The sequence below is a fragment of the Methylomicrobium album BG8 genome (assembly GCF_000214275.2).
Lineage (GTDB): Bacteria > Pseudomonadota > Gammaproteobacteria > Methylococcales > Methylomonadaceae > Methylomicrobium > Methylomicrobium agile.
Window position 1 is genome coordinate 2,270,268 of sequence record NZ_CM001475.1, and the last position, 18,575, is coordinate 2,288,842.

At 57.5% G+C, this 18,575-nt stretch carries 20 protein-coding genes and 2 tRNA genes; 12 read left to right on the top strand and 10 right to left on the bottom strand.

Annotated elements, in window-relative coordinates:
• Positions 1-7 precede the first annotated feature (7 nt).
• The 4 genes from METAL_RS09750 to METAL_RS09765 form a co-directional block, all read right to left on the bottom strand.
• Positions 8-1,117 (bottom strand): hypothetical protein, encoded by a 1,110-nt coding sequence (locus METAL_RS09750; protein WP_213069351.1) that lies wholly within the window; start codon positions 1,115-1,117, stop codon positions 8-10.
• Positions 1,118-1,287: 170 nt separating this feature from the next.
• Entirely contained in the window at positions 1,288-2,841 is a 1,554-nt protein-coding gene (locus tag METAL_RS09755; protein ID WP_005371913.1) for an MBOAT family O-acyltransferase, read from the bottom strand.
• A gap of 64 nt (positions 2,842-2,905) precedes the next feature.
• Positions 2,906-3,259 carry a hypothetical protein gene (locus tag METAL_RS09760; protein WP_005371914.1) on the bottom strand — a complete coding sequence of 118 codons (354 nt, stop codon included), beginning with the start codon at positions 3,257-3,259 and terminating at the stop codon, positions 2,906-2,908.
• A 15-nt stretch (positions 3,260-3,274) separates the two neighbouring features.
• Positions 3,275-6,031: an Hsp70 family protein gene (locus METAL_RS09765; RefSeq protein ID WP_005371915.1), complete on the bottom strand. Its 2,757-nt coding sequence runs from the start codon at positions 6,029-6,031 to the stop codon at positions 3,275-3,277.
• A 382-nt stretch (positions 6,032-6,413) separates the two neighbouring features.
• Between METAL_RS09765 and METAL_RS09770 the strand changes: the two genes are divergently transcribed.
• From METAL_RS09770 to METAL_RS09805, 8 genes are all read left to right on the top strand, one after another.
• Positions 6,414-6,489, top strand: a tRNA-Phe gene (locus METAL_RS09770).
• A 49-nt stretch (positions 6,490-6,538) separates the two neighbouring features.
• A tRNA-Phe gene (locus METAL_RS09775) sits at positions 6,539-6,614 on the top strand.
• A gap of 196 nt (positions 6,615-6,810) precedes the next feature.
• Complete coding sequence (locus METAL_RS20720) at positions 6,811-7,023, top strand: DUF1674 domain-containing protein (protein WP_245549333.1); 213 nt, start codon at positions 6,811-6,813, stop codon at positions 7,021-7,023.
• A 26-nt stretch (positions 7,024-7,049) separates the two neighbouring features.
• Positions 7,050-7,442, top strand: coding sequence for a succinate dehydrogenase, cytochrome b556 subunit (sdhC, locus tag METAL_RS09785; protein ID WP_005371917.1), 393 nt, complete (start codon positions 7,050-7,052; stop codon positions 7,440-7,442).
• A complete protein-coding gene (gene sdhD / locus METAL_RS09790; RefSeq protein ID WP_005371919.1) occupies positions 7,439-7,819 on the top strand; it encodes a succinate dehydrogenase, hydrophobic membrane anchor protein in 381 nt (126 codons plus the stop codon). Before sdhC ends, sdhD begins: the two co-directional genes overlap by 4 nt.
• Positions 7,820-7,822: 3 nt before the next feature.
• Entirely contained in the window at positions 7,823-9,607 is a 1,785-nt protein-coding gene (sdhA, locus tag METAL_RS09795; RefSeq protein ID WP_005371927.1) for a succinate dehydrogenase flavoprotein subunit, read from the top strand.
• Positions 9,607-10,392 carry a succinate dehydrogenase iron-sulfur subunit gene (locus METAL_RS09800; protein ID WP_005371929.1) on the top strand — a complete coding sequence of 262 codons (786 nt, stop codon included), beginning with the start codon at positions 9,607-9,609 and terminating at the stop codon, positions 10,390-10,392. The genes sdhA and METAL_RS09800 overlap by 1 nt, the downstream gene beginning before the upstream one ends.
• Positions 10,392-10,637 (top strand): FAD assembly factor SdhE, encoded by a 246-nt coding sequence (locus METAL_RS09805; protein ID WP_005371931.1) that lies wholly within the window; start codon positions 10,392-10,394, stop codon positions 10,635-10,637. The genes METAL_RS09800 and METAL_RS09805 overlap by 1 nt, the downstream gene beginning before the upstream one ends.
• A 398-nt stretch (positions 10,638-11,035) precedes the next feature.
• Here METAL_RS09805 and METAL_RS09810 read toward each other — a convergent pair whose 3' ends face one another.
• Complete coding sequence (locus tag METAL_RS09810; protein WP_005371933.1) at positions 11,036-11,842, bottom strand: cyclase family protein; 807 nt, start codon at positions 11,840-11,842, stop codon at positions 11,036-11,038.
• A 182-nt stretch (positions 11,843-12,024) separates the two neighbouring features.
• On the opposite strand from METAL_RS09810, the gene METAL_RS09815 reads away from it, so the two are divergent.
• Both METAL_RS09815 and METAL_RS09820 read left to right on the top strand, forming a co-directional pair.
• Positions 12,025-12,411, top strand: coding sequence for a DUF4398 domain-containing protein (locus tag METAL_RS09815; protein ID WP_245549334.1), 387 nt, complete (start codon positions 12,025-12,027; stop codon positions 12,409-12,411).
• Between the two features lie 118 nt (positions 12,412-12,529).
• Entirely contained in the window at positions 12,530-12,958 is a 429-nt protein-coding gene (locus METAL_RS09820) for a DUF4398 domain-containing protein (protein ID WP_051040365.1), read from the top strand.
• A gap of 140 nt (positions 12,959-13,098) precedes the next feature.
• Here the strand turns inward: METAL_RS09820 and METAL_RS09825 are convergent, their stop codons facing one another.
• A complete protein-coding gene (locus METAL_RS09825; protein ID WP_005369238.1) occupies positions 13,099-14,055 on the bottom strand; it encodes an IS5 family transposase in 957 nt (318 codons plus the stop codon).
• A 91-nt stretch (positions 14,056-14,146) separates the two neighbouring features.
• Between METAL_RS09825 and METAL_RS09830 the strand changes: the two genes are divergently transcribed.
• Positions 14,147-14,398, top strand: coding sequence for an OmpA family protein (locus METAL_RS09830; RefSeq protein WP_040578319.1), 252 nt, complete (start codon positions 14,147-14,149; stop codon positions 14,396-14,398).
• Between the two features lie 67 nt (positions 14,399-14,465).
• Here METAL_RS09830 and pgsA read toward each other — a convergent pair whose 3' ends face one another.
• Positions 14,466-15,041 carry a CDP-diacylglycerol--glycerol-3-phosphate 3-phosphatidyltransferase gene (gene pgsA / locus METAL_RS09835; protein WP_005371937.1) on the bottom strand — a complete coding sequence of 192 codons (576 nt, stop codon included), beginning with the start codon at positions 15,039-15,041 and terminating at the stop codon, positions 14,466-14,468.
• 424 nt (positions 15,042-15,465) lie between these two features.
• Between pgsA and METAL_RS09845 the strand changes: the two genes are divergently transcribed.
• A complete protein-coding gene (locus METAL_RS09845; RefSeq protein WP_213069352.1) occupies positions 15,466-16,044 on the top strand; it encodes a hypothetical protein in 579 nt (192 codons plus the stop codon).
• Between the two features lie 51 nt (positions 16,045-16,095).
• Here the strand turns inward: METAL_RS09845 and moeA are convergent, their stop codons facing one another.
• The 3 genes from moeA to soxZ all read right to left on the bottom strand — a co-directional run bounded on the left by moeA (position 16,096) and on the right by soxZ (position 18,573).
• Positions 16,096-17,355 carry a molybdopterin molybdotransferase MoeA gene (gene moeA / locus METAL_RS09850; protein WP_005371939.1) on the bottom strand — a complete coding sequence of 420 codons (1,260 nt, stop codon included), beginning with the start codon at positions 17,353-17,355 and terminating at the stop codon, positions 16,096-16,098.
• Complete coding sequence (gene soxA / locus METAL_RS09855) at positions 17,352-18,149, bottom strand: sulfur oxidation c-type cytochrome SoxA (RefSeq protein ID WP_245549335.1); 798 nt, start codon at positions 18,147-18,149, stop codon at positions 17,352-17,354. The genes moeA and soxA overlap by 4 nt, the downstream gene beginning before the upstream one ends.
• Positions 18,150-18,261: 112 nt before the next feature.
• Positions 18,262-18,573 carry a thiosulfate oxidation carrier complex protein SoxZ gene (soxZ, locus tag METAL_RS09860; RefSeq protein WP_005371943.1) on the bottom strand — a complete coding sequence of 104 codons (312 nt, stop codon included), beginning with the start codon at positions 18,571-18,573 and terminating at the stop codon, positions 18,262-18,264.
• Positions 18,574-18,575 lie beyond the last annotated feature (2 nt).

The window sequence follows — 18,575 nt, forward strand, 5'->3', positions numbered from 1 at the left end:
CCTGAATTTATCGTACTGCGACCTTACCCGTGCCCGTACCGTCCGCCGTGACGGGCTCCGGGGCGGCATGGGCATAGTCGATACAGCGGTTCTGCTGCTTTACTTCACTCTCGAAATTGGCGATTTCCGCGATGTCACGGGGATGCGTCCGCCGGTAACGCATCCGGGCCGAGCGGATAGCTTCCAGGTGCCGTTCGATACCATTCTGCGTCAGTAGGACCCCTAAATCACGGGGTAGCGTTCGGTCCGGAACCTCCAAATCGAACAGCCGGTCCAGCACCAGATTGCCGATAGCCGGCTTGTAATGGGAGGATTCGATATAGCCGGCCATTTCTGTGCCACCCGAATCGGGCAGGTTTTCGGTGGAGATACTGTGATAGCCGCTGAAATCCCATAACGGAAAAGGCTTTTGACGCGCACGGACGGCTTCTTCCTCGTCGATCCGGACGAGTTGGCGTTTCCAGTCTTCCCAGGCGTCCCAAAGCCCGAGCGCGGCCAGCACTTCCCACTGCCGGGCATGAGAAGGCGAGATGAACAGATACAGTTTCACATGACGTCGATGCGCCAACGCGATCAGCGCGCGTATCTCCTCAAGAGGAGGCGTATGCTGGACGTTGCCGGTTTCCGAAGGCTCCGCCTCGAACCGGAATCGGCACTTCGGTCCCGGCAGATAGACGCCGCCCCACATATAGCCTTTTTCCGAATTGATCAGCGCCTGTTTGGAATATTTTTGCCGGGCCTCGGTAATCGCTTCATCGGGTGCCGGCGGGAAACGGCCTTGTTGGAACAGGGTTTTTCGGCTTGCCGCCAAAGTATCGAAGGAAAACAGTAATTTCCATTTTCTGTCTTCGGTAAAGTTGTCCGGGGTGAAATCGGGAGTAAAGGTCAGGTAAGCATTGGAAGCAAAAAAATCCAGGCCGATCACGGCCATCCGCAAAGGATTGTGTTCGGCGACGAATTTAAAGAGCGAAGCGGTCTCTGCGTTGGGCTGGGCGGGCATCGCGAGATTGACGGTTTTCAGGCCGTCGAATGCCGGATGCTTCGGGTCGAGTCCGACATGCGCACGGGATGTGCCGAGAATCAGGGCGTCCATCGGATGATGCAGGTACCCCACCATTTTGAAAATCCTGATATTTTCGGCGACGAGAGGTTTTGCTTCGTTGATATTCGGAAAACGAGGGCTTCCGAAAATCGCATAAGGATCGGCAAACCCATTAAAAGCGGCCGTCAAGATTAGCGCCAAGGCCGTCGAAGCCAGTAAATGAGTCAAATAACGGTGCATGAACGTTAAAACCGGAAGTAAAGAAATTCGCTGATTTGGGTAAAATTGAGCAGCGTATAAGCGAATGTCAGCCCCAATAGCCAGGCCTTAAGTGTTGCGGGGCTCCACTGGCAGAGCCGCTGCAGCCATCCTTGCCCATTGGCGGACACTTCGGTCAAGGCCGGCCGGTAGCGGGCGAAAATTTGCTGTAAATTTGGGAAATAGAAAGCGATTAGCAGCGAGGAGAGCAAAATCTTGAAGGCCTTTCCGGAGTCCAATTCGGTCATCGGCAGGGTGCCGATGAAGCGTACGCCCAGCGGTTTCAGCCATGCGGCGATCCCGGAGTTGGCCAATTTCCTCGAAAAGGCGCAGCCGTTCATTCCGGCCATGCCGCGCAGAATGTCGAGCGCGTCGTTCAAAGTTTCCGCCCGGAAAAACACCCAGCCTGCGACTACCGCGAAAAAAGTCAGCAATCCGGCCAGAAACTGCGCCAGTCTGCCGCCGTTTCCCCAGCCCATGCGTTGTTTGAGCCCGATCCAGGCGTGGTTGATGATCAGGTAACCGCCGTGCAGCCCTCCCCAGATCACGAACGGCCAGCCGGCGCCGTGCCAGAGCCCGCCGAGCAGCATCGTAGCCAGCAGATTCGCATGCCGGCGCAGGTTGCCCTTGCGGTTGCCGCCCAGCGGAATGTACAGGTAGTCGCGCAGGAAGCGCGACAAGGTCATGTGCCAGCGCCGCCAGAACTCGATGATACTTTTCGCCTTGTAGGGCGAATCGAAATTGACCGGCAGGCGGATATTGAACATCATCGACAGGCCGATCGCCATGTCCGAATAGGCCGAAAAATCGAAGTAAAGCTGGAATGTGTACGACAGCGCGGCAATCCAGGATTCGACCAGCATCGGCTCGCCTCCCTGATGCACCGCGTCGAATATCGGCGTCGCATATCCGGCCAGGGAGTCGGCCAGCAGGATTTTCTTCGCCAGGCCCAGGATGAAGATGCTGAGCCCGACTGCCACATGATCCGCGTTGATCCGGCAGCTGGCGCGTTCGCCGAATTGCGGCATCATTTCCTTGTGATGCAGGACCGGGCCGGCGATCAAATGCGGAAAATAGGTCACGAACAGCGTGTAATGTACGAAATCGTATTCCCTGGCCTTGCCCTGGTAGCTGTCGACCAGAAAAGCGATTTGGGTAAAAGTAAAAAACGAGATCCCTAACGGCAGCAGAATTGGCGCATTTTCCAGGCCGGCGCCGGTCAGCCGGTTCAGGTTGTCGATAAAGAAGTTGAAATACTTGAAATAACCGAGCAGTGACAGATTGAACGCAATCGCCAGAATCAACAGGCATTTCGGGCGGAGAACGGTTTGCTTGGCCATCGCGTAGCCGGCGCCGTAGTTGACCGCGATCGAACCCAGCAGCAGGCCGGTAAAGCGGAAATCCCACCAGCCGTAGAAAAAAATGGAAGCCAGGGCGAGCCAGGCCGCAGCGAGTCTGGGGCTGCGGCGCCCCAGGCCGAAATAGCCGAAAAATACGATCGGAAGATAGGCGAAAATGAAACTATACGAATTAAACAGCATGTATGGGGAAGCGCCGGGTCAGCCCTTTCGGGGTTGTTTGTACGGGAATGAAAAATCGCGGTGATTATTGGCGCCCCAGCGATTTTTTGATGTGCCGCATCGTGACATACCCCGTCAATGCCCCCCACAGCAGCATATAAATGCTCAGCAAGATCACCTCCGGCGTGAAACTATTCACATTCCGATAGTAGTCGAAAATGTCGTCGCCGAGCAGCAGCGCCAGAATGATGAAAATAGAGCTTTTAAAACGGATCACATGCTCGTAGAACACGCCGATGCCGAGTATCAGGAAGCCGGTAAAAAAACGGAGCGCGATGTGCCCCAGCATTTCGAGTGTCATCATCTCTAGCCGGAATGCGGCGTCCAGAAAATAAAGTGCAATGAGACCCAGGGATAAAATAAGGCCGATCAGTTTCATCTTGATGCGTGTTTTCTAATTTTTGTTGATCAATTTTAAGCCCGGCGGCAATGTTTCGCCGAAAATCTGTTGTTCTTCTTTTTCATCGAGTTCTTTGTAACTTTCGACTAACTCGATCCAGGAAGATGGCGCCTTGGCGAGCCGGAGCTTCTCGACGACTTGGCGGTGCGTTTCTTCATCGACATCGCGGGCGCGGTCGCCACTCATCCGGGCGATCAGCGTCGCCGCGAAACCGGCCTGCGGAATTTTTTTCCAGTCGGCCTGGGCTATTTGCCGGAGCCAAAGTGCCGCGGTTTCGGGCGGGATGACATTGTGGCTGCTGCCGTGAAACGGCATCCGGCTACCGATACGGCCTACCGCCCACCAGGTCTGGTTCGATTCGCCGGGCTTTTGCAGGCGATTCAGCAGCCATTCGCCGAGCTGGATTTTTTTCTCGACCGGAAGGCGTTCGAGCACGGCCGCGAGCCGTACCATGTCGTCGAAACTGCGCACCTTCAACTGCTTGGCGACGCCGGGTTGGCGCGCGGAGGCCGGATTGATGTATTTGGCGATGTCGGCAAAAAGCTGTTCCTGCGCGGATTCGGTCAGACCGCCGGCGATCCGCCGCCACAGTGTCCACCATTCGGCCCAGTTCTGGATTTCGTTGACGAATTGTAGGTTATGCGGATACAGCTTCCAGAGCTGCTCGACGCGCCAGTCGTCCAGCGCGAAGCCGAAGCCGGGGCGCAGGCAGAACCCGGTCAGACTGAACCAGACCCGCTCATGGTGTTCCGAGCGTCTGCGGTATTTGGCGCCTTCGAGCAGTTCCGCGAACAGGGCCCTGAGCAGCGGCGTCCGCCAGGCGTCGCGCGCTTCGCCGAGAGTTTTTTCCAGGTCGGTGCGCAGGCTTTTGACCGCTTTCGGATCGACCGCTTTCGATTTCGAGCCGAACACGGCCCGGATTTGTTCGGCCGCTTTGTCGAACTGCGGCGGCAATGAAGCATCGGCGGGCAGTGCCGTTTGGCCGCGGGAGCGAATCTGGAATTCGACATTCCAGCGCCGGCTGTTGTCGTCCACGGATACGCATTCGATTTTCAGGGTGCCGATTTCGGTCTGCGTGACCGATAACTGAACGATTTCCTCGCTGCCCGTTTGGCTATCTTCGCTTTCGAAGGCGGCTGCCAGCGGCGGCAGCGAATGGAATTGTTCGGTGATGTCGGCGATGTCGCCCGGCTTATAAGGCGTATCCCCGGACATCGAGCATAGATGGAAGCGCACCGGCACGCCGAGACGCAATGCGAAACGGCGGTCTTTCAGGATCACCTCTTCGCCTTCCTCGCTGCCTTTCGGCAGGATGCAGACGCCTTGCTGCGCACCGGAGTCGGTATCGATCAGTAGGAAATAGCTGCGCGCCGCGCCGCCGCCAATTTTAAGTTTTTTCTCGCGTCGGGCCAGTGCGTAACTGACCGCCCCGAAGGCGACCGCGAGTTCCGGGTGGCGGTTTTCGAGCACGGTCAATTTGCCGTCGTTCCAGGACCGGCAGAGCGCCTCGATCCGTCGGCTCAGGGCCCGGCTGCGGAACACGCCGCCGTTGACCAGCAAGCCATCCGGCGCGCGGCCTCGGCCTTGTGTGGCTTCGCGCGCGGCGCTCTCGTGTAGTTTCAAAAACGCCGCGATATGCTTGCTGACCGCCGGTTCCGCCGCATAGGGGAGACCGAATTCGACGACGCCGCTACGTTTCCGGTCCGGCAAATCGTCGCAGCCCGATAATGGAAAAAAACCGTCCAGTGCAATCGCGCGGACTTCTTCGCGGCTCAAAGCGGCAACCCGGGAGCCGCCGATCAGCTTCGAGCCGCCGCCGAGCAGCGTAACGTTGACCTGCTCGGGCGCATCGTCGGCCAACAGGCGTTCCTTCGCAATCCGGCATTGTTCGAGTAATTGCGACAATTCGGCCGCGGACAGGCGCTGTTCGCCGCCGAGCAGCCGGCTTTCGGCCAGATGCGCGAGCGCCAGATCGATGTTGTCGCCGCCGAGCATCAGGTGGTCGCCGACCCCGATCCGGGTCAGTTTCGGCTCCGGGCACTCGTGCTCGACCTTGATCAGAGTCAGATCGGTGGTGCCGCCGCCCACATCGCAAATCAGCAGCAAATGCACATCGGCGAGTCGTTCGCCGATGTTTCCGGCATTCCGCCGGAGCCAGTCGTAGCAGACCGCCTGCGGTTCTTCGAGCAGCCGGACCTTGGGCAAACCGGCCCGCCGCGCGGCTTCGAGCGTGAGCGAGCGCGCCGCTTCGTCGAACGAGGCGGGCACCGTGATTACGATGTCCTGATCCGCAAGCGGCGCCTCCTTGAAATGGTGGCCCCAAACTTTGCGGACATGCGCGAGATAGCTCGCGCTCGCGTCGATCGGAGAGACTTTGCCGACGTCATCGCTGCCGCCCCAGGGCAGAATCCCGGCGCCGTGATCGACCGAAGGATGCGACAGCCAGCTTTTCGCGCTGGCGACCAGGCGTCCTTTGGTTTTTGCGCCGAGTACGCGCGCGGCTTCACCGATTACCGCGTTGTCCGCCTCGGCGGCAAACACGATATCCGTTGGCGACAGTTCGCCTTCGGCGGGATGATAACGGACCGACGGCAGCAGGGTCCTGGCCGCGACCTGGCCCGGTGCGGTCAACTGTTCGATCTCGAAGATCCGAAGGTTGGCGGAAGCTTCGCCGATTTTCGCATAGGCGACCACCGTATGAGTGGTGCCGAGATCGATGCCGACGAGGTACTGGGGAGAAGACTTTTGCACGTTGATTTTGTTATTTGTAATGCCAGAGTGGAGCGGGGCCGCCCATCGCGCGTCATTGCCCGACTTGTTCCCGCCTTATCCAAACAGGGCGGGAACTGCAATAAACGAAAAGACGTTCATACGGTGGTTCCCGCATAAAACCATCTATTCTAACCGATCTAACCGATTATTTCCGCGCTGATCAGGCCTTATCCGCGATAGGCCATTGGGTCTGGAAATCGCTCCGGCAAAAAGTCTGGCCGAGACGGAACGAGCGCGACCATCGGGGTTTCGGCAACGGTTTGAATCGCCTGGGAGGTTGTTCTTTTGCCAAAACTTCAAAAACTTTTTTTGTTGACGTACTGCCGATTATCAGTTTAAATATGCGTCTTTTTGCAGGCAAGCCCAGGTAGCTCAGTCGGTAGAGCAAAGGACTGAAAATCCTTGTGTCGACAGTTCGATTCTGTCCCTGGGCACCATTGCAGCAATTCAGATCGATTTATCCCCACAGGCTGGACATCAGCCATTGCCCAGGTAGCTCAGTCGGTAGAGCAAAGGACTGAAAATCCTTGTGTCGACAGTTCGATTCTGTCCCTGGGCACCATTTTTTCCTGCCAATGTGCTTTTGGGCCTTGTTGCCAGGGCCTTTTACTTTATATAATGAAGCCAGACTTTGCGATAGGTTGGCAAGTCGAATTTCTGATTTTCCATTTTCGTGGGTTTTTGGTATTCGCTTTCTACTTGGCTGCAGCGGAAATTTGCGGTCACGCCATCAGCCTTCGCCTTTTGTGCCTTCGCGCATGAATTCCTTTCACTCAGATAGCTCTCCAGCGATGATGACGGAACAATCAACATCCAGCCCGGCTCAAGCTGAGCAACCGGAACGGGACGGCTCCCCGCAGTCCATTCCTTCCACACCGTTATCCCCCGATCAAGAAATCGGCGGCTTTAAAGGGCCCGAGCCGACCCGCTATGGCGACTGGGAAAAAAACGGGCGCTGCATCGATTTTTAATCTTTCTTCACTCCGGGATCGAAGCCATGAACGCGCCACATCCAAGACCTCTTTCGCCCCATCTGCAAGTCTACAGGCTGCCGTTGACCGCTGTGCTTTCAATTACTCACCGGATTACCGGTGTCTTGCTGTCGGCCGGCCTCTTGTTTGTCGTCTGCCTGTTGTCGGCGCTGGCCGCTGGGCCCGAAGCTTACGCTTCGGTGCAGGCAGTCGCCGGTTCGGGGTGGATGCGTTTTCTGGGCTGGGCATTTATCTATGCCCTGTTTTTCCATTTGTGCCATGGCGTCAGACATTTGATTTGGGATGCGGGCCAGGGTTTCGAGGCCGGCACTTTGAACCGCTACGCCTGGATCGAACTGGCGGCTTCGGTGCTGTTGACGCTGGCGGTTTTTGTCCTTTCGAATAGGGATGGCTTATGAATTACCGAACGCCTTTAGCGAAAGCGCGGGGATTGGGAGCGGCTAAATCCGGGACCACGCGCTGGTGGATGGAGCGGGTCACTGCCGCGGCGCTGATTCCGTTGTCTTATTGGCTGGTCAAATTGATCGACTTGAGTGCGACTGCTCCCTATGCGGAAACCCGGGACTGGCTCGCCGTGCCGGTAAATACGGTTGGCGTGATCGCCTTCGTGGCGGCGGCGTTTTACCATGCGGCGCTTGGCTTGCGTGTCGTGATCGAAGACTACGTCGACCGCGAAGGTTCCAAGATCGTGTTGATCTGGCTGGTCAATCTGGGGGCCGCCCTGCTTTCGTTGATTGCTTTGCTGGCCGTATTTCGCACGCTACAGACAGGATGATCCATGACGGTTTCATACAAGATTATCGAACATGCCTATGACATACTGGTCGTCGGCGCGGGCGGTGCGGGCCTTCGGGCTACGCTCGGGATGGCCGAAAGAAACCTGAAAACGGCCTGCATTACCAAGGTTTTTCCCACTCGCAGCCATACCGTCGCGGCGCAAGGCGGCATCAGCGCGGCGCTCGGCAACATGGGGGAAGACGACTGGCGCTTCCACATGTACGATACGATCAAAGGTTCCGACTGGCTCGGCGACCAGGATGCGATCGAATACATGTGCCGGGAAGCGATTCCCGCGGTGATCGAACTGGAACATTACGGGGTGCCGTTTTCCAGGACGCCGGAAGGCAAGATCTACCAGCGCGCGTTCGGCGGTATGACCACCGGTTACGGCAAGGGACGCGCCCAACGCACCTGCGCGGCGGCGGACAAGACCGGCCATGCGATCCTGCACACCTTGTACCAGCAGTCGCTGAAGCACAACGCCGAATTCTTCGTCGAATTTATCGTGCTCGACCTGATCATGGAAGACGGCGCCTGTCGCGGGGTGCTGGCCTGGTCTCTGGATGACGGCTCGCTGCATCTGTTCAAGGCGCATATGACCGTACTCGCGACCGGCGGCTACGGGCGCAGCTATTTCTCCTGTACTTCGGCGCATACGGTGACCGGCGACGGCAACGCGATGGTGCTGCGCGCGGGCCTGCCGCTGCAGGACATGGAATTCGTGCAGTTTCATCCGACCGGCATCTACGGCTCGGGCTGCCTGATCACCGAAGGCGTGCGCGGGGAGGGCGGCTATCTGACCAATTCCGAGGGCGAGCGCTTCATGGAGCGCTATGCACCGTCCGCGCGCGACCTGGCTTCTCGCGACATCGTCAGCCGGGCGATGACGATCGAGATCAACGAGGGCCGCGGCATCGGCAGGCTGAAAGATCACATCTATCTGCACATCGAACATCTGGATCCGGCGATCATTCACGAACGTCTGCCCGGCATCGCCGAAACCTCGCGCATTTTCGCCGGCGTCGACGTGACCAAGGAACCGATTCCGGTCCTGCCGACCGTGCACTACAACATGGGCGGCATTCCGACCAACTACAATACCGAAGTCGTGACGCTGAAGGACGGCAATCCCGATCATGTGGTGCCGGGCCTGATGGCGATCGGCGAGGCGGCCTGCGTCTCGGTGCACGGCGCAAACCGGCTCGGTTCGAACTCGCTGCTCGACATCATCGTGTTCGGGCGCGCCGCCGCAATCCGCTGCGCCCAGTTGATCAAACCGGGCGATGCGCATAAGCCGCTGCGCAAGGAGGCGGCCGACCAGGCGATTGCCCGTTTCGACAAAATTCGCCATGCGCAGGGCGGTCGGCCGACCGCCGAGATTCGGCTGGACATGCAGACAACGATGCAGGCGAAGGCGGCCGTGTTCCGGACCCAATCGACCCTTGACGAAGGAATCAAGGCGATGGCCGAGATTCGCGCCTCGTTTGCGGATGTTTCCCTGAACGACCGTTCGCTGATCTGGAACACCGACTTGGTCGAAACGCTGGAGCTCGATAACCTGCTGAGCCAGGCGCTGGTCACGATTAGCGCGGCCGGCAACCGGAAGGAAAGCCGGGGAGGGCATGCGCGCGAAGATTATCCGAACCGCGACGATGCGAATTGGCTCAAACATACGCTGACCTGGCTGCCGGACAATCAGGTCAAAATCGACTACCGGCCGGTGCATCTCTATACCCTGACCGACGAAGTCGATGCTTTCCCACCGAAAGAGAGGATCTATTGATGGCCGAATTTACTCTGCCGAAAAACTCGCGCGTGCTGAAGGGAAAAACGCATCATGCGCCCGCTGGCGTCAAAAACATCCGCCGCTTCGAGATCTACCGGTGGGACCCGGAAACCGGCGAGAATCCGCGCATCGACGTTTATGAACTGGACGCGGAACACTGCGGTGCGATGGTGCTCGATGCGATCATCAAGATCAAGAACGAAATCGACAGCACCCTGACGTTCCGCCGCTCCTGCCGGGAAGGGGTTTGCGGTTCCTGCGCGATGAACATCGACGGCAAAAATACCCTGGCCTGCACCAAATCGCTCGATTCGCTGCCCGACACGGTAAGGATATTTCCGTTGCCGCATGCCCAGGTGGTGAAAGACCTGGTGCCCGACCTGAACCATTTATTCGCCCAATACGCCTCGATCAAACCCTGGATCGAAACCCAGACGCCGCCGCCCGCCGACAGAGAACGCCTGCAAAGCCGCGATGACCGCGCCAAACTGGACGGGTTGTACGATTGCATTCTGTGCTTCTGTTGCTCGGCGAGCTGCCCGAGCTATTGGTGGAACAGCGAGCGTTACCTGGGGCCGGCGGTGCTCCTGCAGGCCTATCGCTGGCTTAATGACAGCCGCGACGAAAATACCGGCGAACGTCTCGACGAACTTGAGGATCCGTTCAAGCTGTACCGCTGCCATACGATCATGAACTGCACCGATACCTGCCCGAAAAGTCTGAATCCGGCCAAAGCCATCGCGGAAATCAAGAAGCTCCTGCTGCAACGGCAGGAAGGTTGATGCGTTCGTTCGAAAAGCTGAAATGGCGATGCCGCCGAGGCGTCGTGGAGCTGGATATTTTGCTGCTGCACTATCTGGAAACGCATTATCTTCCGGCGGATCAGGATGAACGAAACCGGTTCGCCGGCTTGTTGGAGTGGGAAGACGACGAGTTGCTGGCGGTGCTGGTCGGCGGGAAAAAGCCCGTGGTTTCGGGTTTCGCCGCATTGATCGGCAAGATTCGGAACGTCACGGCTCTCTCATAGTCCCCAGGGCTCTGCGCCGGTGAGTCCGGAACCTGTCTAGAGCATTTTCGTTTCGGGTTTACGTTCATAAGCCATGCCGCTAAGTTAAGGGAAACTCGTCATTCCGGCAAGGATTGCCGGACGACTTGTAAAGATGCAGGCGTTAGAGCAACGCATGGAACGGTTGCCGAATCCAGAAGCCAAGGATGGCGGGTTCTCATACATCCCTGTCATCTGGATCTCGGCAATCCCTGCCGAGATGACGGCTTGACTTAACGGTATTGTGCCCCTACACGCGAGATGAAAATGCTCTAGCTAATCGATATGCAGAATGCTCGTCTTGTTGCAGAGCCGTAGCCCGGATCAGCTATGAAGCGCCGCCTGCTTCAAGTCGCGAGTGGGCGGCGCTCCAGTATGCCTTATCGGGATCGGGATGCCAGTCCGGCGACAATCCGCAGCGGCGCGCCGCTGCCTTTGGCTATTTTCATCGGCAGGGCCACCACATAAATGCCTTCGGCCGGGAGTTTCTCCAGATTGGCCAGGTTTTCGAAGCCGGGTTTGCTATGGCCCAACAAAATCCGATGCGTCTTGAAGTCTTTCGACTGGCCGTAATCGAGGCTCGGCGTGTCCAGTCCCGCCGCCTTGATATTTCTGTTCTCGACCAGCCACGCAGCCGCCGCCGGGCCGATGCCGGGAAAATGCAGTTCGGGTATCGCTTCGGGACCGGTTTTCGGGGTGCCGAAATAGCCGGCCCGGTCCGGGTAAAACGCTCCGTAGCCGGTCCTGAACAGGACAATCGTATTGTCCGGAATCGCGCCATGCTCCTTTTCCCAGTTCTGGATGTCCTCGATTCGGATCTGATAATCCCGGTCCGCCAGCGCCTTAGCTGAAACATCGATCATCACCGCGTCGCCAATCAGGCTTTTCAGCGGAATCCCGTCCACTGCCTGCCCGTTTTCCGCGAAATGGACCGGCGCATCCAGATGCGTGCCGCCATGTTCCGGCGTACAGAGGCTGTAGGAAGAGTAGTAATAGCCGAGCGGTGTTTTGCCGTCCGCATCGGTCACGTGCTCGAATCCTTTGGCATTATTCGGCCAGTACAAAGTGTTTTTATCGTAGCTATGGCTCAAATCGATCCATTCGAGCGAGCCGGACAATATGGCCGGGTCATGATGCCGTGCGCAGGCGGTAAGGCCTGCCAGAAATAAAAAGATCAGTTTTTTCATGGACGAAGAATGAGTAGTGTATATATTTTAAATTCTATACCTTTATACCATATAAAAAGCGGGCCGAACTCTGAACTGGAAATTATTGACGGAATCGTATTAATAAGTCAGCGGGGTTGTGTATCTGACTCATTCCTAACCGTTTCGTTAAAACAATGCTGTTCGAATTTAAGGTGCGCAATATGTTTAAAGTGAATATGTTTTTGAGATTGGGAGTTCTAGCCGCGCCGGCAAGTTTGACGATGGCGCTGACCGGCTGCAGTTCGGCGCCGCCTCGGGATACGCTGGCGAAGGCCGAGTTCGCGATACAGGACGCCGGCCGAAGCGGCGCCGAACAATTCGAGCCCGAACTTTTGACCAGTGCTCGCGCAAAACTCAATCGGGCCAACAAGGCCGTCGACGACGATGAAAACGACGACGCGCGCAGGTTGGCTCAGGAAGCCGTTGCCGAAGCGACATTAGCCAACGCCAAAGCCGCCGCGGCGAAACAGGCCAAAGAGGTGGATGACATGAAGAAGGCGATCGAGGCACTGAAAGAGGAATCTTCCCGACAAATCCAAGGACAGTAAACGAACCATTCGGAGGTGTACCGTGGCAGCACAAATTTTGTTTCAACCGGGTAAATGGTTGAGTATGGGGCTTGTCTTATCCAGCGGATTGATTACGGCTTGTGCGTCGAATCCTCCTATGGCTCTGGAAAGAGCGCGAGCGGACTATCAGCAAACGATGCACGACCCTGCCGTTCGGTCCTATGCTTCCGCCGACTTGTTCGCGGCGCAAAATCTGTTGCAGCAGGCGGAAAATACCTGGGAAGAGGACGAAGATTTTGATGAGACGTCGCACCTTTCCTATCTGACGACTCTCAAGCTGGCGCTGGCGCGGGCAAATGCCGAGCGAAGTGCCTCGGACAGAGACTTCAAAAACTTCAGCGCCCAGAAAGACCAGATACGCCTGGAAGCCCGCGATGCCGAAATTCAGAAACTGAAAGCCAGAAAGGTGCCGGAAGGCATTCTGGTGACGCTGGGGGACGTTTTGTTCGATACGGCCCGCGCCGATCTCAAACCCGGCAGTCTGCAGAAACTATATCCGCTCGTCGACTATTTAAGGAAGCTCTGAATAAGTGGTTTTTATAAGCGACACCGTGCGACATCCGTGGCACCTCGCCGAAAATGGGCAAATCCTTCCCGGCAGCGCCCGCTATCGGGGTGATTTCACTCAGTGTTCTCGGTTTTCCAGGGCGAAGGACAAAGGTCTCCCTAGGTCGGCTGCAGCGCCTGCCGAACGTGATAAAGATTGCCCAGGGCAAACAGCAAGTAGAGTTGTTGGGCATTCTTGAACAGCCCCCGGTAACGCACTTTGGTATAGCCGAACTGGCGCTTGACGATCCGGAACGGATGTTCGACCATGGCGCGTAACGGCGCCAGCATGTGGTTGTGAAGGGCTTGCTCTACCGGCAACTCCTCACCCTTCCCCCGCTTGAACGGAAAGGCCCAAACCGGCTCACCTTCCAGGCGATCCGCCGCCAGATTCCGGTCCTTGCGGGTATAGGCCCGATCGCCCAGCACGACCCGTTCCTCGCCGTGCAGCAACGCCTCCGTCATGACCCCATCCGCCACCTTGGCGGTGGTCATCTCCACAGTATGCACTAACCCCGACTCGGCATCGACCCCAATGTGCGCCTTCATCCCAAAGTGGTAATTGTTCCCTTTCTTGGTCGAACTCATCTCGGCATCCCGTTTGCGCGCCCGGTTCTTGGTGGACGGCGGGGCAGCGATTAATGTCGCATCGACGATCGTGCCTTGCCGTAGCAACAGGCCTTTTTCGGCCAACAGCGCCGCCGTTTCATCAAATAGGGTTTGTGCCAACTGATGGCGTTCCAGCAGATGCCGGAACTTGAGGATCGTGGTTTCATCCGGCAGGGCGTCCTCGCCCGCATCGAGCCCGGCAAACTCGCGCAGCAGCGGCATGTCGTGCAATACTTCCTCCATCGCCGGATCGGAATAGCCGAACCACTGCTGCATCAGGTGAATGCGCAACATCGTCGCCAAGGGAAAGGGGCGGCGGCCTCGGCCCGCTGTCGGGTAGTGCGGCGCTATCCGGCTCGTCCACAAACTCCAAGGCACTACCTGCTCCATCTCTTGGAGAAATTGCTGCCGCCGAGTCTGTTTCGGTTTCTTCACAAACAGTGGGGCACTGAGTCCGAGTTGCTTCATGGCGGGCACCTATCGAAAATGGCAAGCTGCGGATATTTTATCCCAGGCGTAGGACTTATTCAGAGTTTCCTTAAGGCAGCATGCCGATACCATGGTAAAGATCGAAGGCTATACCGACAGCCGAGGTTCGGAGGCTTACAACGAAGAGCTTTCCTCTAGACGAGCGGAAGCGGTCAGGGACTTTCTGGCAGGTAACGGGATCTCGGCGCAACGCATGACGGTGCAAGGCATGGGGGAGAACTTTCCGATCGCTTCGAACTCGACTTCGGCAGGAAGGCAGCAAAACCGCCGCGTTGACGTCACCATCACCGATGCCTCGAAAGCGGGCGCGTCGATGCAGTAGGCCGAGAAGGCGCATTTGTTCCGCGATGTGCCAGGGGCGGCCGACGGGGGCGCGAAACGAACCCGCTTCAGCGGGATTCCATGTCCAGCGGCCGCCGGGACCAGAGATCGGCATTCCTGATGAATATTGTCGTCATCGAGATGTAGCCCGATGCCAAAGCCAGGATCAGGCTGGTCAATGCGACCGGAGCCGCAATGGTCGATAGACTCTCCCATCCCAATCCCGCGATCACCGCGCCGGCGGCGATCAGTTGAAACAAAGTCTTCAGTTTGCTCAGGCGTTCGGTCCGGATCATTACGCCCAGACAGGGCGCCATGCTGCGGAATCCCTGCACCGCAAATTCGCGCGCGAGCAGCAGCAACACCATCCACAGCGGAATCCAGGCCGGATAGCGGCAGGCCAGGAATACCAGCAGCACGTTGGACATAATCTTGTCCGCCAAGGGATCGAGAAACGCACCGACGTTGCTGACGCAATTGAGGCGCCTTGCCGCCCAGCCATCTACCAGATCGGTCAGACCGGCCGCCAGAAACAGGGCAAAAGCCCATCGGTAGTCGGCCGAATCCGTCTCTGCAAGGAGTCCCATCACGGGCAGCAGCATAACAATGCGCGAAAGCGTCAGTAGATTGGGAAGCCAAGTCATGAGTCAATCTCCAAAGAAGCGTTGACGATCGCGGTCTGGATGCATCCCGCAAATCGCAGGGCGAAGTTGCCGATCCGAAAGAATCCATAAATTACCATCATTGCGCCGGCCCGAGCAAACAATGGTATTTTCGAAGCGGAGCGGGCTGCCGTTGATGCGGAGGAAGAATTTTTTAAGCGGCCATCTTTGGAATGGCGGAAGAAAGGGTATATTATCAGGCCGTTGCCCGCGTTTCCCGACCGATTCAGTAGGGATAAAGGCTTGTTTATTTTAAATGATGCAGCGCAGGCGGCATTTCAACGCGAGAGTCGAAGGTATCGGCTAGCCATAGCCGAATTGTTCTTATGTGTGGAGGTTAATAATGAAAATAACAAAACGGCACGGACAAAAAACAGGAAGTTCCTGGAGTAGAGGACAAAGTTTAGTGTTGCGCTCGGCAAAGCGGGTGGTGCGGCTGGCGCATCTGCTGATGTTTGCCTTAATCTTGCAGCAGCCCGTTTATGCCCATCGGGGCGATGCAAACGATGCGGATCCGTGCAGAATCAAAGTCAGCAACGAGTGGATTCATTTCGCGGCCTATACGCCGACTTTCAGCGAAAACAAGAGCTACTGCAGATCGATACCGAAGGTCGGCATGACCAATCTGGTTTTCGATTACGAAGGCAAGCAGTTGCGCCATGTCAGCATCGAATTCGAAGTCACCAAGGAGCCGGAAGGCACGCGGATTTTCTATCGGCCGCCAAGCGCCAGCAAAACCGGTACGGTGGAAGGTGCGGTCGATTTCAACCAGTTCGGCGCCGGCAATTATCTGGTTCACGTGACCATCGACAACGATAACGAAAAAGTCGATACGCATATTCCGTTCTCGGTCGGCATCGAGGGCGACGAATCGTTCGTCAAGGTCAAAAAGTTCCTGTTTACGGTTGCGGTCTGCATCGTGATCGGCTATCTGTGCTTCAGGTATGCGCGGAGCGGAAAAAGCGGCCAGCCTAACTCGGCTTGAAACGGCGAATTCCTGACCTTTGAAAAAGGCCGCAGAAGCGGCCTTTTTTACTTAGAACAAGCCGGCGAACGGTTTCACCCAGACCGTCTCTCCGGCTTTTACGTTGCCCCTGTCGTGTTCCAGAATGATCAAAGCGTTCGCGAGGCTCATCGAACTCAAGATGCCAGAACCCTGATTGCCGGTGCTTCGAACTGTCCATTCGCCGTTTCGATCCGGGCCGATGATCCCTCGGGGGACTTCGGTGCGTCCCGGCTTCTTGCGCAGGTCGTCCAGCGTTCGGGCCCGGAAAACCGGCACGATCGGCTTGTTATCGATTCCGAGCATTTTTTCGAGCGCGGGCAGAACAAGGAGATAAAAAGTCACCATGACCGCGACCGGGTTGCCGGGCAACCCGAAGAATACCCCATTGCCGATCCGGCCGAAGGCAAGAGGGCGGCCGGGTTTGACCGCGACCTTCCAGAAGCCGATCCGTCCCGAAGCTTGCAGCGCGGTTTTGGTGTAATCGGCTTCCCCCGAAGAAACGCCGCCGGTCGAAACGATCACATCGGTGAACTCGGCGGCCTGATCGAAAGCGTTCAGCAGTGCGTCGGGCCGGTCTTCGACGATGCCGAGATTGATCACTTCGATATCGGGCCGATCGAGCGCCGCCCACAGGCTGTAGCGGTTGCTGTCGTAGAGGCCGCCCGCCTTGGGCGTCGTTCCGATACTGAAAATTTCGTCCCCGGTCGAGGCGATCGCGATCCGGAGTTTGCGGACCACATTGATTTCGGGAATGCCGAGTGAAGCGAGCAGGCCAATGTCGGGCGGGGTCAGCCATTTGCCCGGATAGAGGATCGTCTGGCCTTGACGGATGTCTTCGCCGGCCCGGCGCACGTTCTGGCCCGGCTTATGGCGTCCGTCGATCAGCACGGTATTGCCGCGCCGTTCCGCATGTTCCTGCATGACCACCGTATCGAGCCCTTCCGGCATCGGGGCGCCCGTCATGATGCGCAGGCATTGGCCGGGATTGAGCTTGCCCTGAAATGGTTCGCCGGCGTAAGCCTTGCCGGCAATCTCCAAAATGCGCGTGCCTTCCGCCGGCAAATCGGCCCCGTTCAGCGCATAACCGTCGACCGCCGAGTTGGTATGCCCCGGTACATTGAAATCGGCCGTGATGGCTTCGGCCAGGGTACGGCCGCGCGCATTTTCGATATTCACCCGTTCGTAGCCGCCAAGCGGCGGCGATGCGGCCAGAATGCGGGCCAGCGCATCGTTCAGCGGAATCAGTCCGGGTTCGTGGATGTCGCCGCAGGCGGGTTGGATTTTGATCATTTGCGTGTACTGGGTCCGGAGATCGGAACGCCGTTGCTCATGTAGCTCAGGAAATATTCGAGATTGCGCAGGACGGCGCTTTGCGCGGGCGGTGCTTCGGCTCTGATTTGCGTCAGGCATTCGCGAAAACGCCGGTGCAGGGTGCCCATTTCGCTCCATTTCAACCGGTAAGCCGGCCAGTTGGCGGTATGGCCGAGCGATGCGCCGAGGATTTCGGAACGAAGGCGCTTGCCGGCGTTTTGCACATGGCAGGTCGCGCAGGCGAAGTTTAGCTGGCCGTGACGCCCGTAATAAAAGTCCTTGCCTTGTTGATAAGCTGCCAAGGCTCGCGGGTCGTCTTCAGGGATCACCGTTTCGATCGCTTTCCCGCGCGAGGTGTAGGCCATGTAGGCGAGCAGTTGGGTGATCTCGCCTGTTTCGGCGTCCAGCGGTTTTTCGCGGTTTCTTTCCCGGCAGTCGTTCAGCGCTTGGGCGAGCGTGACGACTTCGCCTTTGTCTTTATCCCATTGCGGATAGCGATGCGCGATACCGATGCCTTTATTCGGAAAACAGTCGGCATAGCGGCCGCCGGTTTGCGGAAAAGGCATATTGAATAGCTTTTCGCCTTGTTCGATCGCCTCCTCATAAGGCGGAAATTCTTCGATCGCCTGCCAGGATTCACGCGCGACCGGGTCGATCGCATAGACGCCGTCGGCGTAATCGCTCAGCTGTAGCTTCGGGAAGAGCCGGCGGTAATGTTCCCGGAATTGCTGCCGGTCTTGCGGTGGTGCCGCGTGCAGGAGGAAGGGGGGCAACAGAAGAGAGCCAGCGAGCAAAACGCTTTTCGTAGGGTACGCTGTGCGTACCTTTCTGAAGTTTTGACACTTACGAAAGATTTGAAAAAGGTACGCACAGCGTACCCTGCCTTCATTTGAGGACATGCTCTTCGCTGTCTTCATTGCCGAGATTGTCGATCCATTCGATCTTGATTTTGTCGCCGGGCTCGCCGCCTTTCAGCATGAACGCGAAATACGGGTCTTTCGAAATGCTCATGCCCACCTGGCAGTTCATGACCGTCTTGTCGTTGTGGCTCAACCTTAGTTCCCGGATGAAATGGGCCGGAATCGGTTGGTTCGTCTTCGGATCCTTGCTGCGGCCGGTTTCCATCGGGTGCGTGATCAGGGTCCGGATCTGAGTCTTGGCTTCGAGGCGTTTGGCGCGAATTTTGATGCTAGACATTT